At 68.6% G+C, this 22,064-nt stretch carries 25 protein-coding genes; 17 read left to right on the plus strand and 8 right to left on the minus strand.

Going from position 1 to position 22,064, the window contains the following annotated elements:
• Positions 1-33 precede the first annotated feature (33 nt).
• From ASD21_RS05925 to ASD21_RS05935, 3 genes are read right to left on the minus strand one after another with little or no spacing between them, the layout of a single operon-like run.
• Positions 34-660: a carbonic anhydrase gene (locus ASD21_RS05925; RefSeq protein ID WP_056438154.1), complete on the minus strand. Its 627-nt coding sequence runs from the start codon at positions 658-660 to the stop codon at positions 34-36.
• Positions 653-1,294: a maleylacetoacetate isomerase gene (gene maiA / locus ASD21_RS05930; RefSeq protein ID WP_056438157.1), complete on the minus strand. Its 642-nt coding sequence runs from the start codon at positions 1,292-1,294 to the stop codon at positions 653-655. Before maiA ends, ASD21_RS05925 begins: the two co-directional genes overlap by 8 nt.
• Before the next feature lie 9 nt (positions 1,295-1,303).
• Positions 1,304-1,981 carry a fumarylacetoacetate hydrolase family protein gene (locus tag ASD21_RS05935; RefSeq protein WP_056438160.1) on the minus strand — a complete coding sequence of 226 codons (678 nt, stop codon included), beginning with the start codon at positions 1,979-1,981 and terminating at the stop codon, positions 1,304-1,306.
• 190 nt (positions 1,982-2,171) lie between these two features.
• Here ASD21_RS05935 and ASD21_RS05940 point away from each other — a divergent pair, with 190 nt between their 5' ends.
• From ASD21_RS05940 to ASD21_RS05950, 3 genes are read left to right on the plus strand one after another with little or no spacing between them, the layout of a single operon-like run.
• The gene (locus ASD21_RS05940; protein WP_056438163.1) at positions 2,172-3,050 is read left to right on the plus strand and encodes an ABC transporter ATP-binding protein; all 879 of its coding nucleotides are present in this window, start codon (positions 2,172-2,174) and stop codon (positions 3,048-3,050) included.
• A 10-nt stretch (positions 3,051-3,060) separates the two neighbouring features.
• Positions 3,061-6,660: an ABC transporter permease/M1 family aminopeptidase gene (locus tag ASD21_RS05945; protein ID WP_056438166.1), complete on the plus strand. Its 3,600-nt coding sequence runs from the start codon at positions 3,061-3,063 to the stop codon at positions 6,658-6,660.
• A 34-nt stretch (positions 6,661-6,694) separates the two neighbouring features.
• A complete protein-coding gene (locus ASD21_RS05950; protein WP_056438169.1) occupies positions 6,695-7,120 on the plus strand; it encodes a PaaI family thioesterase in 426 nt (141 codons plus the stop codon).
• A gap of 41 nt (positions 7,121-7,161) precedes the next feature.
• Here the strand turns inward: ASD21_RS05950 and ASD21_RS05955 are convergent, their stop codons facing one another.
• A complete protein-coding gene (locus ASD21_RS05955) occupies positions 7,162-7,761 on the minus strand; it encodes a DUF4142 domain-containing protein (protein WP_056438172.1) in 600 nt (199 codons plus the stop codon).
• A 122-nt stretch (positions 7,762-7,883) separates the two neighbouring features.
• Between ASD21_RS05955 and ASD21_RS05960 the strand changes: the two genes are divergently transcribed.
• Entirely contained in the window at positions 7,884-9,080 is a 1,197-nt protein-coding gene (locus ASD21_RS05960; RefSeq protein WP_056438175.1) for a CaiB/BaiF CoA transferase family protein, read from the plus strand.
• A gap of 1 nt (position 9,081) precedes the next feature.
• Positions 9,082-9,498 (plus strand): GFA family protein, encoded by a 417-nt coding sequence (locus tag ASD21_RS05965; RefSeq protein ID WP_056438178.1) that lies wholly within the window; start codon positions 9,082-9,084, stop codon positions 9,496-9,498.
• A gap of 131 nt (positions 9,499-9,629) precedes the next feature.
• Here the strand turns inward: ASD21_RS05965 and ASD21_RS05970 are convergent, their stop codons facing one another.
• A complete protein-coding gene (locus ASD21_RS05970; protein WP_056438180.1) occupies positions 9,630-11,543 on the minus strand; it encodes an HWE histidine kinase domain-containing protein in 1,914 nt (637 codons plus the stop codon).
• A gap of 198 nt (positions 11,544-11,741) precedes the next feature.
• On the opposite strand from ASD21_RS05970, the gene ASD21_RS05975 reads away from it, so the two are divergent.
• The 3 genes from ASD21_RS05975 to ASD21_RS05985 all read left to right on the plus strand — a co-directional run bounded on the left by ASD21_RS05975 (position 11,742) and on the right by ASD21_RS05985 (position 13,236).
• Positions 11,742-12,128 (plus strand): hypothetical protein, encoded by a 387-nt coding sequence (locus tag ASD21_RS05975; protein ID WP_056438338.1) that lies wholly within the window; start codon positions 11,742-11,744, stop codon positions 12,126-12,128.
• Positions 12,125-12,520 (plus strand): hypothetical protein, encoded by a 396-nt coding sequence (locus ASD21_RS05980; RefSeq protein WP_056438182.1) that lies wholly within the window; start codon positions 12,125-12,127, stop codon positions 12,518-12,520. The genes ASD21_RS05975 and ASD21_RS05980 overlap by 4 nt, the downstream gene beginning before the upstream one ends.
• A gap of 98 nt (positions 12,521-12,618) precedes the next feature.
• On the plus strand, positions 12,619-13,236 hold the full coding sequence (locus tag ASD21_RS05985) for a superoxide dismutase (RefSeq protein ID WP_056438185.1): 618 nt from the start codon (positions 12,619-12,621) through the stop codon (positions 13,234-13,236).
• Between the two features lie 14 nt (positions 13,237-13,250).
• Here ASD21_RS05985 and ASD21_RS05990 read toward each other — a convergent pair whose 3' ends face one another.
• Both ASD21_RS05990 and ASD21_RS05995 read right to left on the minus strand, forming a co-directional pair.
• Positions 13,251-14,102 (minus strand): metallophosphoesterase family protein, encoded by an 852-nt coding sequence (locus ASD21_RS05990; RefSeq protein WP_156398303.1) that lies wholly within the window; start codon positions 14,100-14,102, stop codon positions 13,251-13,253.
• Entirely contained in the window at positions 14,099-14,962 is an 864-nt protein-coding gene (locus ASD21_RS05995; RefSeq protein WP_056438188.1) for a diacylglycerol/lipid kinase family protein, read from the minus strand. Before ASD21_RS05995 ends, ASD21_RS05990 begins: the two co-directional genes overlap by 4 nt.
• Positions 14,963-15,091: 129 nt before the next feature.
• Between ASD21_RS05995 and ASD21_RS06000 the strand changes: the two genes are divergently transcribed.
• The 4 genes from ASD21_RS06000 (at position 15,092) to ASD21_RS06015 (ending at position 16,850) form a co-directional block, all read left to right on the plus strand.
• Positions 15,092-15,433 (plus strand): glycine zipper domain-containing protein, encoded by a 342-nt coding sequence (locus ASD21_RS06000; protein WP_056438190.1) that lies wholly within the window; start codon positions 15,092-15,094, stop codon positions 15,431-15,433.
• Positions 15,434-15,514: 81 nt separating this feature from the next.
• Positions 15,515-15,982: an OmpA family protein gene (locus ASD21_RS06005; RefSeq protein ID WP_056438193.1), complete on the plus strand. Its 468-nt coding sequence runs from the start codon at positions 15,515-15,517 to the stop codon at positions 15,980-15,982.
• Between the two features lie 394 nt (positions 15,983-16,376).
• The gene (locus ASD21_RS06010; RefSeq protein ID WP_235523733.1) at positions 16,377-16,586 is read left to right on the plus strand and encodes a hypothetical protein; all 210 of its coding nucleotides are present in this window, start codon (positions 16,377-16,379) and stop codon (positions 16,584-16,586) included.
• A 12-nt stretch (positions 16,587-16,598) separates the two neighbouring features.
• The gene (locus ASD21_RS06015; RefSeq protein WP_056438200.1) at positions 16,599-16,850 is read left to right on the plus strand and encodes a hypothetical protein; all 252 of its coding nucleotides are present in this window, start codon (positions 16,599-16,601) and stop codon (positions 16,848-16,850) included.
• 99 nt (positions 16,851-16,949) lie between these two features.
• Here ASD21_RS06015 and phyR read toward each other — a convergent pair whose 3' ends face one another.
• Positions 16,950-17,750 carry an anti-anti sigma factor/receiver protein PhyR gene (phyR, locus tag ASD21_RS06020; RefSeq protein WP_056438203.1) on the minus strand — a complete coding sequence of 267 codons (801 nt, stop codon included), beginning with the start codon at positions 17,748-17,750 and terminating at the stop codon, positions 16,950-16,952.
• Between the two features lie 246 nt (positions 17,751-17,996).
• On the opposite strand from phyR, the gene nepR reads away from it, so the two are divergent.
• The 5 genes from nepR (at position 17,997) to ASD21_RS06045 (ending at position 22,059) form a co-directional block, all read left to right on the plus strand.
• Complete coding sequence (gene nepR / locus ASD21_RS06025) at positions 17,997-18,182, plus strand: anti-sigma T factor NepR (protein ID WP_028040104.1); 186 nt, start codon at positions 17,997-17,999, stop codon at positions 18,180-18,182.
• Between the two features lie 2 nt (positions 18,183-18,184).
• The gene (locus ASD21_RS06030; protein WP_056438207.1) at positions 18,185-18,790 is read left to right on the plus strand and encodes a sigma-70 family RNA polymerase sigma factor; all 606 of its coding nucleotides are present in this window, start codon (positions 18,185-18,187) and stop codon (positions 18,788-18,790) included.
• Positions 18,787-20,499: a sensor histidine kinase PhyK gene (phyK, locus tag ASD21_RS06035; RefSeq protein WP_056438210.1), complete on the plus strand. Its 1,713-nt coding sequence runs from the start codon at positions 18,787-18,789 to the stop codon at positions 20,497-20,499. Before ASD21_RS06030 ends, phyK begins: the two co-directional genes overlap by 4 nt.
• A gap of 68 nt (positions 20,500-20,567) precedes the next feature.
• Positions 20,568-20,702 carry an entericidin A/B family lipoprotein gene (locus ASD21_RS06040; protein WP_056438213.1) on the plus strand — a complete coding sequence of 45 codons (135 nt, stop codon included), beginning with the start codon at positions 20,568-20,570 and terminating at the stop codon, positions 20,700-20,702.
• Between the two features lie 295 nt (positions 20,703-20,997).
• On the plus strand, positions 20,998-22,059 hold the full coding sequence (locus ASD21_RS06045; protein WP_056438216.1) for a hypothetical protein: 1,062 nt from the start codon (positions 20,998-21,000) through the stop codon (positions 22,057-22,059).
• Positions 22,060-22,064: the final 5 nt, after the last annotated feature.

Raw genomic sequence — 22,064 nt, forward strand, 5'->3', positions numbered from 1 at the left:
ATCCTTCTCCCCTTGCGGGCGAAGTAAAGAGGCTCAGCAAGGCCCGCTGGCGACCCGCTCGTAGTCCTCCAGGCTCGAAATCCCGACGTTCAGGTCGGTGACCAGGCCGTTGCCCAGCGAATAGACCCAGCCGTGCACCGACAACTGCTGGCCGCGCGCCCAGGCGTCCTGGACGAAGACGTCGGAGGCCACGTTGCGCACCTGGCGGATGACGTTCAGTTCGCACAGGCGGTTGAGCATGGCCTTCTGGTCGCCGATGGCGTCCAGCTCGTGCTTGTGCTCGGCGTGGACCTCGCGGATCGGGTGCAGCCAGTGGTCGACCAGGCCGCGCCGCTGGCCGTCGATGGCCGCCGCCACGCCGCCGCAGCCGTAGTGGCCCACGACCATCACGTGCTTGACCTTGATCACGTCGACCGCGAACTGAAGCACGCTGAGGTAGTTGGCGTCCTGCGGCGGGGCCAGGTTGGCGACGTTGCGGTGGACGAACAGCTCGCCCGGATCCAGGCCGACGATCTCGTTGGCCGGCACCCGGCTGTCGCTGCAGCCGATCCACAGATATTCCGGGCTCTGCTGGCCCTCCAGGCGCTTGAAGAACTGGGGGTCGGCCTCGGTCTTGCGCAGCGACCAGGCCAGATTGTTGCTCTTCAGGTCTTCAAGCATGGATGGCGTCCGGCTGTTGGTTGGGATGGGCGGCCGCGAAGGCCGGGTGCTCGGCGCACCGCGCGGCGACCGCGCGGATGGCCGGGAACGGGGACAGGTCGGTCTTGAAACGCTCGGCGTTGTAGACCTGCGGGACCAGGCAGCAGTCGGCCAGGCCGGGCGCGTCGCCGAAGGCGAAGTTCCCGCCGTGCTGGACGATCAGCGTCTCCAGGGCCGTGAAGCCGTCGGTGATCCAGCGCTGGATCCAGGCGTCGCGCGCGGCCTCGTCGATCCCCAGGCCGCCCAGGGCCCGCAGGATGCGCAGGTTGTTCACCGGGTGGATGTCGCTGGCGACGATCTGGGCCATGGTCCGCACCGTGGCGCGGTCGAAGGCGTCGACGGGCAACAGGCGCGGCTCGGCAACGGTCTCGTCCAGCCATTCCAGGATCGCCAGGCTCTGGGTCAGCACCCTGCCGTCGACGTCCAGGGCCGGGACGAACCGCTGCGGGTTGAGGGCGGCGAAGGCCGGCGCCTGGTGCTGGTTTGCGACCAGGTTCACGGGCGCGGTCTCGTAGGCCAGGCCCTTGAGGTTCAGGCCGATCCGCACCCGATAGGCGGCGCTGGACCGCCAGGCGCTGTGGAGGGTGAGCTGCATGGCCGGGCCTCAGACCACGGTGAAGGCGAGCTCGCCCACGCCCTCGACTTGACCTACGACCCGATCACCCCGGCCGATGGCGGCCACGCCCTCGGGGGTGCCGGTGAAGATCAGGTCGCCGGCCGCCAGGGTCCACAGCTTGGAGGCCTCGGCGATGATCTCGGGGATCGTCCAGATCATGTCGGCGATCTGGCCGGTCTGGCGGACGTGGCCGTTGACGCTGAGGGTGATCGCGCCGTCGGGCTTGGCGCGGTCGACGGGGACGATGGCGGTGATCGGCGCGCTGGCGTCGAAGCCCTTGGCCGCGTCCCAGGGATGGCTCTTGGTCTTGGCGGCGGCCTGCAGGTCGCGACGGGTCAGGTCGACCCCGACGGCGTAGCCGAACACATGGCTCATCGCTTGTTCGACCGCGATGTTGGCGCCGCCCGATTTCAGGGCGATCACCAGCTCGATCTCATGGTGCAGGTCGTGGGTGGCGACCGGGTAGGGAACCTTGTCGCCGATCACCACGGCGTCGGCCGGCTTGGCGAAGAAGAACGGCGGGTCGCGCTCGTCGGCGCCCATCTCGCGCCGGTGCGCCGCGTAGTTGCGGCCCACGCAGAGGATCCGCCGCACGGGGAAGACGGAGTCGCCGCCTTCGACCGGAACCGTGGATTGGGCGGGCGGGGGGAAGGCGAAGTGCGTCATGGCGCCTGATTAGACCCAAACCGGTTCCGCCAAAAGTCACCTTCGTGAGGACATGATCCTGCAACACGACGGCCACGGCGCGTGTCTAAACGTTCTTTCACTTGCCCCCACCTGCGACGACAAGGCATGACGGGGAGGCAATTGTGGCGAAAACCCGCCATGTCGACGTCGAAGGGGCCCGGGACCGACGATGCTGATCATCGAGAACCTGACTCACGTCTACGCCAACGGCGTGAAAGCCCTCGACGAGGTCAGCCTGACGATACCGGGCGGCATGTACGGCCTGCTGGGCCCGAACGGCGCGGGCAAGTCGACCCTGATGCGCACCGTCGCCACGCTGCAGGCCCCGACGTCCGGCTATATCCGGTTCGGCGACATCGACGTGCTCAAGTCGCCCGACCAGCTGCGACGCACCCTGGGCTACCTGCCGCAGGACTTCGGCGTCTATCCGCGCGTTTCGGCCTACGACATGCTGGACCACATGGCGGTGCTGAAGGGGATCGCTCGGCCCAAGGAGCGCAAGGCGGTCGTCGAGAGCCTGCTCAACCAGGTCAATCTCTGGGACGTGCGCAAGAAGGCCATCGCCGGCTTCTCGGGCGGCATGCGCCAGCGGTTCGGCATCGCCCAGGCCCTGATCGGCGACCCGCGGCTGATCATCGTCGACGAACCCACCGCCGGCCTCGACCCCGAAGAGCGCAACCGCTTCCTCAACCTGCTGGCCGAGATCGGCGAGAACGTGGTGGTGATCCTGTCGACCCATATCGTCGAGGACGTCTCGGACCTGTGCCCGACCATGGCGATCATCTGCGACGGACGCATCGTCAAGGAAGGCGCGCCGCGCGACCTGGTCGGCCAGCTTTCGGGCCGGATCTGGCGCAAGGTCATCGACAAGGCCGAGCTCGAGGCGGCCAAGACGCAGCACCAGGTCATCTCCACCCGCCTGCTGGGCGGCCGCACCGTGATCCATGTCCTGGCCGACCAGGATCCGGGCGACGGCTTCGCCCCGGTCGAGGGGGGGCTGGAGGACGTCTACTTCTCCACCCTGTCCAACACCCGTCGCGCGGCCTGAGGGCTCACGGATGTTTGGCAAGATCGCCGGCTTCGAACTCCGCTACCAGCTGAAATCGCCCGTGTTCTGGGTGGTGGCGGTCATCTTCTTCCTGCTGACCTTCGGCGTCACCACGATCAGCCAGATCAGCATTGGCCTGGGCCCCAGCGACCATCGCAACGGCCCCTACGCCCTGGCCGAGAGCCACCTGATCTTCTCGCTGTTCTACATGTTCGTCACCACGGCCTTCGTCTCGAACGTGGTGGTGCGCGACGACGAGACGGGCTTCGGGCCCATCCTGCGGGCCACGCGCCTGACCAAGTTCGACTATCTGTACGGCCGGTTCCTGGGCGCCTTCGCCGCCGCGGCGATCTCGTTCTTGGTCGTGCCGCTGGCGGTGTTCCTGGGCTCGCTGATGCCCTGGGTCGACAGCGAGCTCCTGGGACCCAATCGGCTGGACGCCTATGTGTTCGCCTATGTCGTCCTGGCCCTGCCGTCGCTGCTGCTGACCAGCGCGATGTTCTTCGCCCTGGCAACCGTCACCCGCTCGATGATGTGGACCTATGTCGGCGTCATCGCCTTCATGGTGGTCTGGATCGTCGCCAACATCGCCCTGGGCAAGCCCGAGTTCGAACAGGCCTCCGCGCTGTGGGAGCCGCTGGGCACCGCCGCCTATGGTCTGGTCACCAAGTACTGGACGGCCAGCGAGCGCAACACCCTGATCCCGCCGGTCGCCGGCGCCCTGCTGTTCAACCGGGGCCTGGCGCTGGCCGCCTCCGCGGGCTTCCTGGTCCTGGCCTATAGCCTGTTCCGCTTCCAGTCCGCCGAACTTTCGGGCGCGCGTGTCGGCAAGCGCAAGGCCGCTTCGTCGTCCGAGGTCATGGCCGAGGCCCCGCCGTCCATGCCCGTGACCCGTGTCGCGCCGCGTTTCGACGCGGCCTGGGCCTGGGCCCAGCTGGTGGCTCGCACCCGGCTGGACATGGGCCAGGTGTTCAAGAGCCCGGCCTATTTCGTCCTGCTGGCCCTGGGCCTGGTCAACTGCGCCGGAGCCCTGTGGTTCGCCACCGACGTGGGGTCGTACGGCGGCGCGATCCGTCCGTTGACCCGGATGCTGTTGAGGCCCCTGGCCGGCTCGTTCAGCCTGATCCCGATGATCATCGCCATCTACTACGCCGGCGAGCTGGTCTGGCGCGAACGCGACCGCAAGACGCACGAGATCATCGACGCCGCCCCCGTCGCCGACTGGGCCTTCGTCGCGCCCAAGGTGGCGGCCATCTCGCTGGTGCTGCTGTCGACCCTGGCGGTCAGCGTCCTGGCCGCGATCGTCAGCCAGCTGGCCCACGGCTACTTCAATCTCGAACTCGACAAGTACCTGCTCTGGTATCTGCTGCCCCAGGCGGTCGACTGGATCCTGCTGGCCGTGCTGGCGGTCTTCCTGCAGGCCATCGCCGGCCACAAGTTCCTCGGTTTGGGCCTGATGGTGATCTACATCGTCAGCACCCTGACCTTCGTGAACCTCGGCTTCGAGCACAACCTCTACAACTATGGCGGGGTCACCGACGTCCCGACCTCCGACATCAACCGGCTGGGCAAGTTCTGGATCGGCGCCTGGTGGTTCCGGCTCTACTGGACCGCCTTCGCCGTGGGCCTGGTGGTGCTGACCTACGCCCTCTGGCGACGGGGAACCGAGACCCGGCTCTGGCCGCGCTTGCGCCGCCTGCCGAGCCGCCTGACCGGCAAGGCCGGCCTCACCTTCGCGGTCGCCGCGGCGGTGTTCGTCGCCGCCGGCGGCTTCATCTATGTGAACACCAACGTCTGGAACGTCTATCGGACCAAGATCGACAACGAGAAGTGGCAGGCCGACTACGAGAAGACCCTGCTGCGCTTCGAGAACACGCCGCAGCCGAAGATCGTGGCGATGAAGCTGGACGTCGATCTGCACCCGCACGATCCGCGCGTGGACACCAAGGGCGTCTACACGCTGGAGAACCGCAGCGGTCAGATCCTCAAGGAAATCCACGTTCGCTTCGATCGCGACCTGAAGGTCCGCGGTCTGTCGATCGAGGGCGCCCGCTCCAAGCAGACCTTCGACCGCTTCAACTATCGGATCTTCGTATTCGACACGCCGATGAAGCCGGGCGAGCGGCGGATGATGAGCTTCATCACCGAGCGCGCTCAGAAGGGCTTCCGCAACCGGGGCGACGACACCCGGGTGGTCGACAACGGGACCTTCATCAACAACACCGAGATCGCGCCCACCCTGGGCATGAGCCGCGACGGCCTGCTGCAGGACCGCGCCAAGCGCCGCAAGTACGGCCTGCCGCCCGAGCGGCGCATCGCCAAGCTGGGCGACATCCCCAGCCGCCAGTTCAACGGCCTGCGTCACGACGCCGACTTCGTGTCTTCCGACATCACGGTGACGACCGAGATCGACCAGACGCCGATCGCGCCGGGCTACCAGGTGTCCGACCAGGTTCGCGGCGGCCGCCGCACGGCCCGCTTCGTCACCGAGGCGCCGATCCTGCCCTACATGTCGATCCAGTCGGCCCGCTACGCCGTCGCCCGCGACCGCTACAAGGGCGTCGACCTGGCGATCTATTACGACCCGCACCATCCGTGGAACATCGAGCGGATGAAGACCGGGATGAAGGCCTCGCTCGACTACTACCAGGCCAATTTCAGCCCCTACCAGTTCCGCCAGCTGCGGTTCCAGGAGTTCCCCGGCTACGCCGACTTCGCCCAGTCGTTCGCCAACACCATTCCGTGGTCGGAGAACCTGTTCTTCATCGCCAAGTACGACGATCCCGAGAAGATCGACATGGTCACCTATGTCGGGGCCCACGAGATCGGCCACCAATGGTGGGCTCACCAGGTGATCGGCGCCGATCAGCAGGGCGGCGCCATGCTGAGCGAGACCTTCTCGCAATACTCGGCCCTGATGGTCATGAAGCGGATGTACGGCGAGGCCCAGATCCGCAAGTTCCTGAAGTTCGAACTGAACAGTTACCTGCGGGCCCGCGGCGGCGATCCCCTGGAGGAGCAGCCGCTGGCCCGGGTCGAGAGCCAGCCTTACGTCTATTATCGCAAGGGCTCGCTGGTCATGTACCGGCTGCAGCACGAGGTGGGCGAAGACACGGTGAACCGGGCCCTGCGCAAGCTGATCGCCGACCACGCCTTCAAGGGCGCGCCCTATCCGACCTCGCTGGACTTTCTGGCCGCCCTGCGCGCCGAGGTTCCGGCCGACAAGCAGGCGCTGATCACCGACCTGTTCGAGAAGATCACGCTCTACGACCTGAAGACCAAGACGGCGACCACGCGCAAGCTGCCCGACGGGCGGTTCGAAACCGTCCTGACGATCGAGGCCAAGAAGCTGTACGCCCAGGGTCGGGGCCAGGAGACCGCCGCGCCGCTGGACGAGGTGCTGGACGTCGGCCTGTTCACGATGGAGCCCGGCAAGAAGGGCTTCGCGGAGGACAAGGTCGTGGCGTTCGAGCGTCGGCGGATTCGCTCGGGAACCCAGACCCTGACCTTCGTGACCAAGGTCGCGCCCAAGGTGGCGGGCGTGGACCCCTACAACATCGTCATCGACCGCAACGGCGACGACAACACCGCCAAGGTCACGGTGCGCTGAGGAAGCGCGAGCGCGGAAGCGGCGAGGAGGCGACATGGCCGACGACACAGCGCTGAAGCTCGACGCGGCCCAGCTGAACGCCTTCCTCGCCAGGGCCTTTCCGGAGGCGGGGGCGCAGCTTCCCGAGGTGGTCGAGGCCGAGCCTGGGCGGGTGCTGGTGCGGCAGGCCTTCGCCAGCCGGGCGCTGCGGCCGGGCGGGCTGATCTCGGGGCCGACCCAGATGGCCATGGCCGACACCGCGGCCTATGCGGTGATCCTGGCCCATATCGGCGAGGTGGCGATGGCGGTGACCACGTCCCTGACCATCCATTTCCTGCGCGGCGCCAAGCCGGGCGAGCTCTACGCCGAGGGGACCCTGCTCAAGCTGGGCCGCCGGATCGCCACGGTCGACGTGCTGATCTGGTCGGAATCGCGCGAGCGAGCCGCCGCCAAGGCGACGGTCGCCTACGCGATTCCGTAGATCGAGGAGCGCGCTCGCGCGCGCTCCGGAACCAGACTTGGCTAGTGGACGAAGCCCTTCTTCAGGCCTTCGGCCTCGTTCAGGTGCTCCTGCACGGCCGGGGCCGTGGCGGCGGCGAAGGCCTTGATGGCCGCGGTGTCGCCGTCCTGGGCGTAGCGCTGCATCAGGTTCAGGGCCGCCTGGTGGACGTCGACCTGGTCGTCGGCATAGGTCTTGTCGAAGTCTTCGTTGCTGGCCTTGTTGAGGTCGTCCAGCTTGTCCTGCAGGTCGGCCGGCAGGGCGGTCGGCGGGGTCAGGGCCGCGCCCGAGGCGGCGATGGCGGCCTTCAGGTCCTCGGTGGTCTTGGTGTGGGCCTTTTCCATCATCGCGGCGAACTTCTTCACCTCGGCGTTGGTCGAGCGCTTGGCCGCGACCTTGGCGGCTTCGATTTCGTACATGTCGGTGGCGGCGGCCTTCTCGACGAAGGTGGCGGCCTTGGTTTCGTCCGACGGGGTCGGGACGGTGGCCGACGGGTTGGCGTCCGGGGTGGCGGCCTGTTCGGCCGGGGTGGCGGCGCCCTTGGTCTCGTCGGGTTTCTGGTTGCAGGCGGCGACGCTGAGGGCGGCGATGGCGGCGCCGACGATGAGAAGCTTACGAGTCATGGCTTTCTTTCCCTGCGCGTTTTTCTAGAACATTGAAGCTGTTCGGCGCCGCGCAGCGCCGAGGTGGCATAGAGAACTTCACGCACCCGTGATGGGTTCCGTGATCGCCGGGAGAGAAACGCATGGCCGAAGCGCCGCTGAACGGCCTGCGGGTGATCGAGATGGGCTCGCTGATCGCGGGACCGTTCTGCGGCCAGGTGTTGGGCGATTTCGGCGCGGAGGTCATCAAGCTGGAGGACCCCAAGGCCGGCGACCCGATGCGCCAGTGGGGCCGCACCAAGCCCAAGGGCCATTCGCCCTGGTGGCCGGTGATCGGCCGCAACAAGAGCTCGGTGACCCTGGATCTGCGCGCGCCCGAGGGCCGTGACGTCGCCCGCGCCCTGATCGCCAAGGCCGACGTCGTGGTCGAGAACTTCCGGCCCGGCACGCTGGAAAAGTGGGGCATGGGCTATGACGACCTGGCCAGGACCAATCCCGGCCTGGTGATGGCCCGCGTCTCGGGCTTCGGCCAGACCGGCCCCTATTCGCACCGCGCCGGCTACGCTCTGATCGGCGAGGCCATGGGCGGCCTGCGCCACATCACCGGCGAGCCCGACCGGCCGCCGGCGAGGGCGGGCATCTCGATCGGCGACAGCCTGGCCGGCCTCAACGCCGCCCTGGGCGTGATGATGGCCCTCCACGCCCGCCAGCGCACCGGCAAGGGCCAGGTGGTCGACGCGGCGATCTACGAGAGCGTGCTGACGGTGATGGAGAACCTGATCACCGAATACGACCTGTCGGGCTATGTGCGCGAACGTTCCGGCGCGATCCTGCCGGGCATCGCCCCGTCCAACGTCTATCCCACCCGCGGCGGAGAGCTGATCCTGATCGGCGCCAACCAGGACACCCTGTTCAAGCGCCTGTGCGAGGCGATGGGCCGGCCGGAACTGGCGACCGACGAGCGCTACCGCGATCACGCGGCAAGAGGACGAAACCAGCTGCAGCTGGACGCCACGATCGCCGGCTGGACGGTCGAGCACGACATCGAGACCCTGCTGCCGCTGCTGGAGGACGCCGGGCTGGCCGTCGGCCGGGTCTATCGCGCGCCCGACATGCTGAAGGACCCGCAATTCGCCGCCCGCGAGTCGATCGTCGAGGTCGCCCACCCGGTGTTCGGCACGGTGAAGATGCAGAACGCCTTTCCCAAGCTGTCCGACACCCCCGGCGGCGTCCGCTGGCCGGGACCGGCCCTGGGCGAGCATACCGACGCGGTGCTGAGCGCGGTGGCCGGACTGTCGAGCGAGGCGATCACCAAGCTGCGGGCCAAGGGAGTGATCTAGGATGGACGACCAGACCCTCTATACCGGCGGCTGCCTCTGCGGGGCCTTGCGCTACGAGGCGCGGGGCAAGCCGCTGTACATGGGCCACTGCTACTGCGCCGACTGTCGCAAGGCCTCGGGCTCGGGCTTCATCCCGTTCATGGCCTTCGCCGCCGCCGACCTGACCTTCAGCGCCCCGACCAGGACCTTCACCTGCGTGTCGGCGCGGGGCAGCGACGCGGTGCGCAATTCCTGCCCGACCTGCGCCAGCCTGGTGTTCGGCGGGCCGGTGGGCCAGACCGACTCCCACACGATCTATGCCGGCTCGCTGGACGACCCGTCGCTCTTCCACCCGGCCGTGGCGATCTTCGTCAAGGGCCGGCCGGACTGGGCGGTGATCCCCGAAGGGCTCGAAGCGTTCGACGGATTGCCGGATTGAGGGTCCCCCCTGTGGGGGAGATGTCGGCGAAGCCGACGGTGGGGGGGAGTGGATGGCAAACGCCACATCCCGGTCGGTCCTAAAACTCCCCCATCGGCCTTCGGCGGCCTCCCCGCGGGGAGAGGGCCGTTCTAGCGCCCTGTCACCGACGCCAGCGCCCGGGCGATCTGGTGGACGTTGTAGGGCTTTCGGACGATCGGGGCGTCGAAGCCCATCGGGGCGGCCTTGTCGGCGTAGCCGGTGGCGAACACGAAGGGCCGGCCTTCGCGGCGCAGGATCTCGGCGACCGGGGCCACCGACTGGCCGTTGAGGTCGGCGTCCAGGACGGCGGCGTCGAAGGTCAGCTCCAGCATCTGCAGGGCCTCGGACAGCTCGGCCGCGCAGCCGACCACTTCCACGCCGGAATCTTCCAGCCCGGCCTCCAGTTCCATGGCCAACAGCAGGGAGTCCTCGACGATCAGCACCTTCAGCCCCGCGATGTCGCCGGCCTTGAAACTGTCGTCCCCGCCGCCGACGGTCTCGACGATGCGGGCGTCGGGGGCCTCGACCGGTTCGGGTTCCGGCTCGTCGACCAGGGCGTCGGCGGCGCCGTGGATCATCGCCGTGACGCCGCTGCGCTTGTATTCGATGGTCGCCCGACCGCCCAGCTCGCGGCCGACCACGTCCTCGATCAGCGTCATGCCGAAGCCGCGGACGTCGGGCGGCGAGGTCATCGGCCCGCCGGTCTCCAGCCATTCCAGATTGAAGCCGCCGCCAGGCGCTTCGCGCCAGACCACCTCGACCCGGCCGCTCTCGACCGACAGCGATCCGTACTTCACGGCGTTGACGGCCAGCTCGTGCAGGGTCAGCGACAGGGCCGCGGCCGCCCGGGGCGTCAGGAACAGCTCCGGCCCGTCCCAGCGGGTCTGGTTGGGGGCCACGCCCCCCAGTTCGGCGGCGGCGATCCGGGCCAGGGTGGCGCCGCGCCAACGCGCGGCGCTCAGCAGGTCGTGGGCCGAACTCATCGACTTGAGCCGGCCGTTGAAAGCCTTGAGGAAACCATCCAGCGACGAGGCCTTGCGGGCCGATTGGCCGGCCACCGACTGCACGACGGCCAGGATGTTCTTGATGCGGTGGTCCAGCTCGGTGAGCAGGTTCTCGCGCTGGTCGTCGGCGTCCTTGCGGGCTGTGATGTCCTGGACCACGCCGATCAGCCGCAGCGGCTTGCCGGCGGCGTCCTTGACCAGCAGGCCGGCCACGCTGTTCCAGATCACCCGGTTCGGATCAGACGACACCCGCCGGAACTCGACCTCGTAGCGTCCCTGGCTCCTCAGCTGGGCCTGGACCTCGGCGCGGATCGCCTCGCGCTCGTCGGGGTGCACGAAGGCGTACAGGGTCTCGCCGCCCTGGGCGGGCGCGAGGCCTTCGGGAACCTCGGTGATGCGGGCCATCCGCGCGCTGATCCGCACGGTGTCGGTCACCATGTCCCATACGAACTCGCCGAGGTTGGCGGCGTGCAGGGCCAGGGCGATCCGATCGCTGTCCAGCGTGCGCTCGGCGACGTTGCGCGCCGTTTCAGCATCGTGCAGCAGTTCTTCCATCGCCAGGGCGGCGAGGTCGGCCAGGGCGTCGGTCAGTCCGATGTCGACGCCGTCCCGGGGGAGGGTGTCCTCGACGGTCAGCAGGCCAACGATCTCCCCCGATGGCGTCTTCAGCGGCGCGCAGGCGAAAAACCGACTGTCGGCGCACCAGGGACGCAAGGTCTGGTCCGGCGCCCCGGCGAGGTCCGGCTGCGAGACCACGCCGTCTTCGCGCAGGCGTTCGGTCAGGCCGGGAGGACGGGGCTCCTCGTCATGGTCGAAGCCGACCTTGGCCTTCAACCAGACGCGGTCCTTGCCGATCAGGCGGATCGCCGCCCGCGGGGCGCTGAACAAGCGTGAGGCCAGGCGGACGATTCGATCGAACCGGGGGTCGGCCGGGTCGCCGTCGAAGGCGCGAAGGGCGTCGAGGGCGCGCAGCCGCCGCGCCTCTTGATCATCTGCCAGCGTTCCGCCCGCATCGTCCATGATTCGAACATAGACCGGGTTCGCGCAGGGCGCGAGATCGATAAAGACGACGTCCCTCCCCGCGACCGAAGATCCCCTGTGGTGAAGCTTCGACCTTGAGGCTACAATGGAACTTGTCGCCTCGGCTTTGCGTTGTGCGGGCGCAGCTTCGCGCTGCCCGCCCCCAACAAGAACCGAGCCCGCGAACCGGAGATTCTCATGCCCGACAACAGCCTGAACCCCGCTATCAAGGAAGCCAACAAGGCGACGTCGAACGCCGGCGCGGCCCTCGATCACGCCGAGCGCAGCTTTGGCGAGGCCGCCAGCGCCGCCCGCAGCAACCTCAGCGACGCCGCCGCCTCGGCCAAGGCCAACCTGTCCGACGCCGCCAAGCGCATCGAGGCGTCCCTGACCCAGGGTCTCGAAACCCTGCGCGCCCAGACCCGCACCTATACCGACACCGCCGGCCAATCGGTCGACGAGGCCAGCCGCTACGCCAGCGAGCGGATCCGCGAGCGGCCGATCACCGCCACCCTGGCCGGCCTTGGCGTCGGCGTTCTGTTGGGCCTGCTGCTGGCCGGAAACCGTAGCGGCCGCGACAAGTGATCTTCGGCAAGACTCTGACGACCCTGGCAGCGGCCGCGGCGATCGCCGCGGCCGCTGCTGTGAGCGTGGTCTCCGCCGCCTTCGCGCTGTTCGCGGTGCTGGCGCCCCATCTCGGCTCGGCGGGCTCGGCGGCGGTGGTCGCGGCGGTCGCCGCGGCGATCGTCGGGATCGCCGGCTTGACGGCCGCCCTCAAGGCCGAGGAAAAGGACCGGCCGGCCGCCGCGCCGGACGCCCTGGCCTTCGCCGAAAAGGCTATCGAGATGGTCAAGGAGCGTCCGATCCTGACCATCGGCGCCGGTCTGGCGGCGGGCTTCATCGCCTTCCGCAACCCGGCCCTGGCCGCGATCGTCGCCAAGGCCTTGCTGGATTCCCAGAAGCCGCCGCCACGCTAGGCCGCGACGGCCGATAATCGACAAGACTAGCTTTTCCCGCCTCTGGTTTTCCGGGCCTCCCCGCCCATCTTCCGGGGGCGTTTTGCCCTGGAGCCATCATGTTCAAACTCCCCGATCTCCCCTACGCCTATGAAGCCCTGGAGCCGACCCTCTCGGCCAACACGCTTCATTTCCACCATGACAAGCACCACGCGGCCTATGTGAACGCGCTGAACGGCCTGCTGCCGGAAGGCGACAAGCGTCCGCTGGAAGCGGTGATCCGCGAGGCCGGCCCCGGCAAGGTGTTCAACAACGCCGCCCAGGCCTGGAACCATGCGTTCTTCTGGGACTGCATGAGCCCCGACAAGGCCGGCCCGTCGGCCGAGCTGACCGCCGCCATCACCGAAGCGTTCGGCGACCTGGCCGGCCTGAAGGAAAAGTTCGTCGCCGAAGGCGTCGGCCACTTCGGTTCGGGCTGGGTCTGGCTGGCCGTGCAAGGCGGCAAGCTGGTGATCCTGTCGACCCACGACGCCGACGACACCCTGACCAAGGACGGGATCACCCCGCTGCTGGTCTGCGACGTCTGGGAGCACGCCTACTATCTGGACCACCAGAACAACCGGAAGGGCTTCCTGGAAGCCTGGTTCGACGTCCTGCCCAACTGGGCGTTCGCCGACGCCCAGTTCGCCGCGGCCAAGGGGCAGGGCGCGGCCTGGACCTATCCCGAGCCGGTCTGACTGGACCTTCGGATCTAGACCTGGAGCGGCGCGACCTCGGTCGCGCCGCTTTCGTCTGGGCCCTTGGGCACGCAGCGGCGCGGAACGGACCAGGTCCGCCAGGTGACGAAGTGGGTGCGCTCGAAAGCCAGGGCGGTGATGCGGATGTCGACGTCGTCGATCTCGATCACGTTGAAGCTGGGCGGCACGCCGCGCTCGCGCACCGACAGCGTCCCTGAGCCCACCGCCTGGGTGCAGCCGTCGGCGAACGGGTAGGGGTGGACGAACGGCGCATGGATATGGCCGGTCAACACCAGGTCCACCCCGGCCTGGGAGAAGGCTTGGGCGGCCGCCGTGCCGCCATGCACCTTGGCGGTCATCGGGCCGCCGATCATCTCGATCAGGGGGTGATGGCAGACCACGATCTTCAAGGCGTCGGGCGCGGCCTGATCGAGGTCGGCGCAGACCTCGCGGACCTGCCGGCGCGACACCGCGCCCTTGGACCAGTTGAGCCGCAATTGGAAGGCGCGGGCCGAGTTCAGGGTGACGACCGTGGCGCGCGGGTCGTCCCAATCGCTGTTCATCCGCCGGCCGAACCGATCTTCATACCGCCGCCAGGGCGCCGCCAGACGGGTCAGGATCTCGCGCGGCCCCACGAAAGGGGTGTCGTGATTGCCCGGGGTGACCAGGTGTGGCCGGGGCAGGCGGTCCAGCCAGGCCTGGACGGCGTCGAACTCGCTGACCTTGCCGTCCTTGGTCAGGTCGCCGGCGGCGATCACCAGGTCGGGCCGTTCGGCCTGGATGCGCTCGACGGCCGCCTCGACGGCGGCCTTGTGCTCGCCGCCGAAGTGGATGTCGGACACCTGGACCAGCTTCAGCGGCTTCATTTGGCGGGACCCGGGCCTGCGGGAACCAGGGCGCGGAAGGCCTTGGGACGGAAACGGATGCTGACGGTGTCGTCCAGCCGCACGGGCTCGCCGTCGAGGATGGCCGGGATCCGGCCGCCGGCCCAGACCTTGCCGATCCGGCAGCGGCCGACGATCACCGAGGGATCGTTGCGCCAGTTGCCGGTCACCGTGTTGACCCCCAGGCGAAAGATGTCGAGGGCGCTGGCCGGATCCAGCGCGGCGGCCTCCAGCGCCTGCTCGTCGGCGTCCAGATCGGCGGAAACCAGCGGGCACATCAGGCTGAGCGCCTCGGTCTTGCCCTTGGGGCGGCCGTCCAGCACGTAGCGCAGCCGGCTGGAGAACGCGCGGCGGATCGCGCGCCGGGCCCGCAGGATGGCCAGGTCCGCTCGCCCGGCCCGGGCCGCCTCGCGGGCCTCGGCCCACAGGGCGGGGCTGCCGAGAATGGCGGCGACGAAGAACAGTCGGCCGTTGATCTCGCCGCCGGAGATCATGCGCTCTCGGCCGTCCTTCAGACAGTTGGCCATGGCCTCGGGCCATGGAATGGGGCCGTAGAGCGCGTGGGGCAGCATGTTCATGGTGCCGCCCGGCAGGGGCGCGACCATCGGACCGTCCGGACCGGCCATCTCGGCGGCGGCGCGGGCGGTGCCGTCGCCGGCCACCACCAGTATGGCGTCGGGCTTGGAATCGATGGCGGCGCGCAGGCAGGCGGTCAGTTCGCCTTCGCTGGGCGCGTGGACCCGTCCCGTGACGCCGTGCTCGGCCAGGATGGCCTCGGCTTGGGCCGGGGCGTCCTTGCCCACCGAACCGGAAGCGATGTTGGTGACGACTTCCACACGCATGCGAAACTCCAAAAAGCGCGGGGGCGCGGGAAAGCTCGAGAGAAACGGCGGCGCTTGGCGCGGGTTCCCGGAACCGTTGGCGGAGGCGGCCGTTTGCCTGCTTGGGACAAGCTCGAACGGAGAGCCACGATGAACAAGACCTTGATCGCCCTCTTGGGCGTCGGCGTGCTGGCCAGTGCTTGCACCGCCACGGGAAACACGGAACGAAACGCCGCGGGCGGCGCGGCCCTGGGCGCCTTGGCGGGCGCGGTGGTCGGCAACAATGTCGGCGGCGGCAGCGCCAGCACCGGCGCCCTCGTCGGCGCGGCCCTGGGCGGCACCGTCGGGGCCGTGAAGGGTTGCCGCGAGGATGGCGGTTGCGGCGCGACCACCGTTAATCGCCGTCAGTACTATGACGAGCGAGCCGGACGGTATTACTACTATGACTCGCGCAGCGGTCGTTACTACTGGGAAGACGGCAGCCCCCGTTAAATCGGGTCAAGCCTGAAATCTTCAAGGCGGCCGGCTGGTGTCGGCCGCCTTTGCGCGCCGTGACGTCAGAGAGGGCAAGCGATGAAGAAAATCGGATTGGCGATCATCGGCGTGGCGGCCTTGGGCGGTCTGATGGCGGGGTGCGGCACGAGCAATCCCTGGCCGAAGTCCCGTTCCCAGATCGTGCAGACGACGCCCAGCTGCGAGGACTTCTCGGTCCAGATCTATTTCGAGAGCAAGTCGGCCAAGTTGACCAACGAGGCGCGCTCGGTGCTCAAGGGCGCCGACGCCGTGGCCACCGGCTGCAAGGTCGCGTCGGTGAGGGTGGTCGGCCTGGCCGACGCCGTCGGCTCGCCGGACGTCAGCCTGGCGCTGTCCAAGCAGCGGGCCGACGCCGTGACGCGCGCCCTGGCCAAGATGGGCTACAGCAACGTGCAGTTCGATGTCGGCGCGGTTGGAGACGCCGGCGCGTTGACCAGCGGAGGCGAAGCCCGTCCCCTGCGGCGACAGGCCGACATCCGGTTCGATCTGGATGGAAAGCTGCGCTAGGACCTGTCCTCTTCGACCGTCGAGAGCGTGACGGGCCCCGAGGCCGGCGTCGGCTCGCGGCTGTCACGCTGCAGTCGCGCGTTGGATCGCGCGCACTAAAAAAGGCGGATCCGATGGGTCCGCCTGAAAGCTTTGAAGAGGGGTGCGGAGGCAGCAGGCTGGCTTTCACCAGCCTCAAGTCGGGGGGGCGTCGCCGCCTCCGCAATCCGAAAACGTCGCACCCCCGAGGCGGTTCCCGCCACACGGCGCTTTTTTCGCTTTTCCCGCGATTTATTTTTCCGCCCGCCGCGCTCCCCGTTCCCAGCTCGCCCGGGCCCAGGGCGAAGGGAACGTCGCCGAGGACGAGACGTTGATTTCCTGAAGGCCGCGTGGCCTGGAACTGGGGAGCAACGTCGTGATCCGCACCTATCAGGCCGAACATGGTGGACTGGCTTTCGAGCACGCGCCGACTCGTCGACAGAAGGTCGCCCGCAATCGCATGAGGGCCCTGGCGGTGATCGCCGCGGTGGCGGCTTCGGCGGGGGTTCTCCAGCACTTCAACGACAACCTCGCTCCAAGCGGTTCGGCGGCGCCGGACGCGGGAGCCTATTTCGCCGCCCGCTAAGGAGGCCCTCCCATGCCCACCGATCTCGAACATCACGGTCCCACGCTCAACGCCACCCGCGCCCGCCAGGGCCGTTGGGGCAAGCATGTTTTCTGGGTGCTGATCCTCTCGACGGTGCTGGCCGCCGCCGCGCTGTTCGGCGCCTGGGGCCTGCGCTCCGGCGATCTGGCCGGGGTCGAGCACACCAAGGGCGCGACCACCACACAGGAAGCCGAGCACTATTCGACCGAGCAGGCTCCGGTGAAGCAGACGCCCGCCGGCTGATCGCCTCCGGAACGCCTGGCGCGACGCCCACGAAAAAGGCCCCGGTGAAAACCGGGGCCTTGATCGTTTCGGAGCCTGACTTTGGTTCCTGGCCTGGGATCAGGCGGCCTTCTGTCTGCGGCGCGGATGGAAGAACAGCGCCTGGCCGATCGCCGCCTTCACCGTTTCGGGCTGGAAGGGCTTGGTGATCAGGAAGGTCGGCTCAGGGCGCTCGCCGGTCAGCAGGCGTTCGGGGAAGGCGGTGATGAAGATCACGGGCACGTCGAGGCGGGCCAGGATGTCCTTGACCGCGTCGATGCCCGACGAGCCGTCGGCCAACTGGATGTCGGCCAGCACCAGGCCGGGCGTGCGGCGGGCCACCGCGTCGACCGCTTCGCCGCGAGTGGCGGCGATGTCGATCACATCGTGCCCCAGTTCGCGCACCAGGGCCTCGATATCGGCCGCGATCACCGGTTCGTCCTCGATGATCAGGACCTCGGTGGCCAGTTCAGCGTCGATCTCGCTCTGGGCCTCGGCGATCAGGCGTTCGACCTCGCCGAAGTCGCAGTCGAGAATCTGCGAGGCCTCGGTCGGGGTGAAGCCTTCCAGGGCGGTGAGCAGGAACGCCTGGCGCGAGCGCGGCGCGATCCGCATCAGGCGTTGCGAGGCGTCATCGGCCGCGTTGATCGAGTCGTCGCGACGCGCTTCGAGCTGCGCGCCCGAAGACAGCCAAATGGCGTGGAACACGCGATACAAGGCGACGCGCGGCGACAGATTGGCGTCCAGCGACCGCTCGCCGGCCGCCAGGGCCTCGAGCGCGACGCGGACATAGTGGTCGCCAGTGGTCTGGTCGCCAGTCAGGGCGCGGGCGTAGCGACGAACATAGGGCAAGTGCGGCGCCAGCCGAGCAAGAAGACTCATGACCCCTCCCGTGTGAGTGTCTTCGAATACAAAAAAGCCTACGGTGCGGTGAAGCTGCGCCGTTCGGCTATCCGTACATAAACGCGACCCTCATGCGCCGGTTCCATGGCAGGGTTCCGAAGGCAGAAGAATTTTGCCATCATATGCCCAAGCTTGTGGAACCCCATAGGGAATCCGACGTTGTCATCCGGCGTACTCTCATTCGGCCAAAGGGGGCGGGCGCCGCGTCTTGTCGGCGTCGAGGACATGATCGAACACGTACCCATGGAAGATCACCGTAAAGGGGCGGCCGCGCTCGATGAAGCACGGCTCCGTCAGCAGGCTATCGGCGTCAAGCTTCGTCAGATGTTCGACGAGGTCGTGAACGAGCCGGTCCCCGACGAGTTTCTAGACATCCTGCGCAAGGCCGAGACGCCTTCGGGAGAGCGTTGAGCATGAGCGAAGCGCAAGTCGGCCGGTCACCGTTCGATCCGGCCCGTGACGGGACCTTCAAGAAAGAGCTCGTCACGCTCATCCCGCATCTGCGGGCCTTCGCCAGAACCCTGACAGGCGATCCCACCGCGGCCGACGATCTGGCGCAGGACGCCATGATGAAGGCCTGGGACGCCCGCGCCAGCTTCCAGCTGGGCACCAACATGAAGGCCTGGACCTTCATGATCCTGCGCAACCAGTTCTATTCCGAAAAGCGCCGATCCTGGCGTCAGAGCCAGCTCGACCAGGAAGCGGCCGAACGCACCCTGGTGGCGGTCGACGATCCCGAGGCGCCGGTGGCCCTGGACGAGCTGCGGCTCAGCCTGGCCATGCTGCCGCCGGAACAGCGCGAAGCCCTGATCCTGGTCGGGGCCGGCGGCTTCGCCTACGAAGAGGCTGCCGAGATCTGCGGCTGCGCCGTGGGCACGGTGAAGAGCCGGGTCAGCCGGGCGCGGCGAGCCCTGCAGGCGATTCTCGAGGCCGGCGCCTATGACCGCGACGGCGGCGCCGCCGGCGACGCGATGTACGCCATCCTGGCCGACGCGGAGAGACTGAGCACCCTGCGGTGAAATCTCTCCTCGGACGAGGAGCCGGGACGGTCGGCTCCATCCGGGTCCGGCTGGCCGGCGCATTGTTCCTCGCGCTCCTGCCCGTTCTGATCCTCGGCGTCCTGCAGTCGGTTTTCGCCTTCAAGGCCGAGGCCGACTCGCGCCGTCAGAGCCTGGAGCTGGCGGCCGGCCGCAGCGCCGCGATCGCCCGCGCCCGCATCGAGGCGGCCGGCGTCCTGCTCCAGACCCTCGGTCCGGGCTCGGTCGGGCTGGAATGCACCCAGCGTCTGGACAGGGTGAAGCAGCGCCTGCCGGGCTACGCCAACCTGATCCGCTTCGACGCCTATGGCCGGGTGTCCTGCGCCGCCGCCACCACGCCGCCGGACGCCACCCGCGCCAGCCGGCGCTGGTTCCAGCGCCTGGCCGCCGGGTCGCACATGGTCGTGGCCAGCAATCCCGGCGTCACCTATGCGGACGAGCCCGCGGTCCTGACGGCCGTGCGGGCCGAAACGCGGGACGGCCGCTTCGACGGGGCCATGGCCGCCGTGCTGACCCTGTCGACCATCCAGCCCGAGACCGCCAACCGCTATCTGCCGGGCGGCGCGGAGGTGGCCCTGGCGGACTCCGAGGGTCACGTCTTCGCCGCGACCAACAAGCGGGCGTTCGGCACGTCGTCCAGGGCCTGGCGGGACCAGACGGTCAAGAACGGCTCGGCCCTGTGGTCGGGCCGGGACGCCGACGATCGTCCTCGCGACTTCTCGGCCGCGCCCCTGGTCGGCGAGGAGGTGTTCGTCATCCTGTCGGCCAAGGCTCCGGGCCTGGCCTCCTGGGCCTGGCTGAATCCGATGCTGCGCCTGCTGGCGCCCCTTCTCGCCTTTGTGCTCGCCCTGGCGGCCGTGCTCTACGCCACCGAGCAGGCCGTGATCCGCTGGATCGTCTATCTGCGCCGGGTCGCCGCCATCTACGCCCGCGGCCGGTTCACCGTGCGCCCGCTGCAGGCCGAGCGCGCCCCGCCCGAGATCCGCGAGCTGGCGGCCACGCTCGACGACATGGCCGCCGCCATCGTCGCCCGCGACGCCTCGCTGCGCGACAGCCTGGGTGAGAAGGACGCGCTGATGCGCGAGATCCATCACCGGGTGAAGAACAACCTGCAGATCATCTCCAGCCTGCTGAACATGCAGCAGCGGGCCCTGACCGATCCCGCCGCCCGGATGGCCCTGAACGACACCCGCCAGCGCATCACCGCCCTGGCCCAGATCTACCGGGCGCTCTACCAGGGTCCCGATCTCAAGCGCGTGGACCTGCGGCCGTTCCTGGAAGAACTGACCGCCCTGCTGCTGGCGGGCGACATGTCGACCGGCGGTCCGATCCGCACCGAGGTCCACGCCGATCCGCTGGTCATCGATCCCGACCGTCTGGCGCCGCTGGCCCTGTTCGCGGTCGAGGCGATCACCAACGCCCAGAAGCACGCGCTGGCCGAACGCGGCGGCACGCTGACGGTCGAGTTCTTCGTGCGCGGCGAAGAGGCCGAGCTGGCGATCGGCGACGACGGCCCCGGCGCGCCGATGGGTCCGGTCGAGGGCGTGGGGCGAACCTTGATGACCGCCTTCGCGCGCCAGCTGCGCGGCAAGCTGCTGTTCGAGACCTCGCCGGCGGGCGGCCTCCTGGTGCGATTGGTGTTCCCGACGCCGCAGGCGCCGCCGAGCGACTCGGTCTCCACCGGAACCTAGCTGCGCCGCCCACGTTCTGCTGGGGCAACACCTCAGACGCCCGTTGGGGCGATCACCGGAGAAGACCCATGCGCAAGCTCATCATTCTGGCCGCGATCGCCGCCAGCCTCACCGTCGCCGCCTGCAACACCGTCGAAGGCGCCGGCAAGGACGTCTCGTCGGCCGGCAACGCCGTCAGCGACACCGCCAAGGACGCCAAGTAGTCCTGAATCGAAAATAGCTGGGCCCGGTTCCGCCGGGTCCAGGAGCAAGCCCGTCGATCCCTCTGGATCGGCGGGCTTTTTCGAGGCGGCTTCCGCAGCGGATAGCTGCCCTAGATTTTATTTCCGAAATGCAATTTCCAGCCGATTTCGCAACGCCGGGTCGGGTTTTGCGTGACGACCAATCTCGCCGGTGACGCATCCGTTACAAATCTCGTCGAAATCAGGCCTGAATCGATATTCGCCAGCCAAGCGGCGGCCTCAGCCTGTGGGTCTCTCCCATGGGTATGAGCCTCAATTGCCGCGTCCGTCCTCAGCGCCGATCTTCGTCCACAGCGGTTGGCGATGCTCCAGCACCTATGTCTGGCATCGCTTTCGCGCCGTCCCCGAGGTGATGGCCTATTACGAGCCCTGGCACGAGCAGCTGGCGCGGCTGACGCCGGAGCGGATCGAGCACGAGCGGCCGTCCACCAGCGGCCTGCGCCACCCGACCGAAGGGCTGCCCTACCTGTCCGAATTCTCCGGCCTGCTGCGGCCGGACGGCGGCGTCCACGGTTTCGAGACCCGCCTGGCCCTGGATGACTATTTCCTGCCGCCCGACCAGGAGGATCCCGGCCAGGCCGCCTATGTCGAGACCCTGATCGAGGCGGCGCGGCGCGAGGCGCGCACGCCGGTCCTGGCCTGCTGCCGGACCCTGGGGCGGATCGGTTGGCTGCGGCGACGGTTCGGCGGCACCCATATCGTGCTGATCCGCGATCCGGTGCAGCAGTGGCGGTCGTTCTATTCGCTGCGCAAGCGGCCCCGACCGACCTATTTCGAGCTCTGCCAGTACGTGATCCTGTCCGAGGCCGCGGGCGGCGCGGCGGGCGCGCGGCGGCTGGGGCTGACGGCGGCGAAGGGGGAGCTCTTCGATCGCATCCAGGCCGTGCGCAAACGCCTGAAGCGAGCCCCCGCCCGGGTGTCGTTCGCCGCCTTCCTGGCCGTCTATGTGCTGTCCTATGCGGCGGCCTTGCCGCGCGCCGACCTGGTCATCGACGTGGACCGCCTGGGCGGCGATCCGGAATATGCCCGCACCATGGCCACGGCGATCGAGGTGCTGACGGGGGTGAAGCTCGACTTCGGAGACTGCCGCACGCCCGAGCCTCACGCCGGCGGGGTCGGCGTCGACTATCGCAAGGAGGCCGTGGCGATGATCGAGGCTCTGGACCTGTCGGCGGCGCTGACGGCGCCGGGGCCTGTCCAGACCCTTTATCGCAAACTGGTCAAGGCGCTGCCCGAACGCGAAGCCGCGACCGTCTGGGATCGGATGCGGGCCGCCTGGCGCGAGCGGGGCGCGAGGCTGGGCACCGTCCGGGCCTGAGCCCG

The sequence above is a fragment of the Caulobacter sp. Root1455 genome (genome assembly GCF_001426905.1).
In the GTDB taxonomy this organism is placed as follows: Bacteria; Pseudomonadota; Alphaproteobacteria; order Caulobacterales; family Caulobacteraceae; genus Caulobacter.

Excerpts from the sequence above, each read along its gene's own strand:
- ASD21_RS05925 (WP_056438154.1), bottom strand. The coding sequence starts at position 660 with ATGCTTGAAGACCTGAAGAGCAACAATCTGGCCTGGTCGCTGCGCAAG.
- maiA (WP_056438157.1), bottom strand. The coding sequence starts at position 1,294 with ATGCAGCTCACCCTCCACAGCGCCTGGCGGTCCAGCGCCGCCTATCGG.
- ASD21_RS05935 (WP_056438160.1), bottom strand. The coding sequence starts at position 1,981 with ATGACGCACTTCGCCTTCCCCCCGCCCGCCCAATCCACGGTTCCGGTC.
- ASD21_RS05940 (WP_056438163.1), top strand. The coding sequence starts at position 2,172 with ATGCTGATCATCGAGAACCTGACTCACGTCTACGCCAACGGCGTGAAA.
- ASD21_RS05945 (WP_056438166.1), top strand. The coding sequence starts at position 3,061 with ATGTTTGGCAAGATCGCCGGCTTCGAACTCCGCTACCAGCTGAAATCG.
- ASD21_RS05950 (WP_056438169.1), top strand. The coding sequence starts at position 6,695 with ATGGCCGACGACACAGCGCTGAAGCTCGACGCGGCCCAGCTGAACGCC.
- ASD21_RS05955 (WP_056438172.1), bottom strand. The coding sequence starts at position 7,761 with ATGACTCGTAAGCTTCTCATCGTCGGCGCCGCCATCGCCGCCCTCAGC.
- ASD21_RS05960 (WP_056438175.1), top strand. The coding sequence starts at position 7,884 with ATGGCCGAAGCGCCGCTGAACGGCCTGCGGGTGATCGAGATGGGCTCG.
- ASD21_RS05965 (WP_056438178.1), top strand. The coding sequence starts at position 9,082 with ATGGACGACCAGACCCTCTATACCGGCGGCTGCCTCTGCGGGGCCTTG.
- ASD21_RS05970 (WP_056438180.1), bottom strand. The coding sequence starts at position 11,543 with ATGGACGATGCGGGCGGAACGCTGGCAGATGATCAAGAGGCGCGGCGG.
- ASD21_RS05975 (WP_056438338.1), top strand. The coding sequence starts at position 11,742 with ATGCCCGACAACAGCCTGAACCCCGCTATCAAGGAAGCCAACAAGGCG.
- ASD21_RS05985 (WP_056438185.1), top strand. The coding sequence starts at position 12,619 with ATGTTCAAACTCCCCGATCTCCCCTACGCCTATGAAGCCCTGGAGCCG.
- ASD21_RS05990 (WP_156398303.1), bottom strand. The coding sequence starts at position 14,102 with ATGAAGCCGCTGAAGCTGGTCCAGGTGTCCGACATCCACTTCGGCGGC.
- ASD21_RS05995 (WP_056438188.1), bottom strand. The coding sequence starts at position 14,962 with ATGCGTGTGGAAGTCGTCACCAACATCGCTTCCGGTTCGGTGGGCAAG.
- ASD21_RS06000 (WP_056438190.1), top strand. The coding sequence starts at position 15,092 with ATGAACAAGACCTTGATCGCCCTCTTGGGCGTCGGCGTGCTGGCCAGT.
- ASD21_RS06005 (WP_056438193.1), top strand. The coding sequence starts at position 15,515 with ATGAAGAAAATCGGATTGGCGATCATCGGCGTGGCGGCCTTGGGCGGT.
- ASD21_RS06015 (WP_056438200.1), top strand. The coding sequence starts at position 16,599 with ATGCCCACCGATCTCGAACATCACGGTCCCACGCTCAACGCCACCCGC.
- phyR (WP_056438203.1), bottom strand. The coding sequence starts at position 17,750 with ATGAGTCTTCTTGCTCGGCTGGCGCCGCACTTGCCCTATGTTCGTCGC.
- nepR (WP_028040104.1), top strand. The coding sequence starts at position 17,997 with ATGATCGAACACGTACCCATGGAAGATCACCGTAAAGGGGCGGCCGCG.
- ASD21_RS06030 (WP_056438207.1), top strand. The coding sequence starts at position 18,185 with ATGAGCGAAGCGCAAGTCGGCCGGTCACCGTTCGATCCGGCCCGTGAC.
- ASD21_RS06040 (WP_056438213.1), top strand. The coding sequence starts at position 20,568 with ATGCGCAAGCTCATCATTCTGGCCGCGATCGCCGCCAGCCTCACCGTC.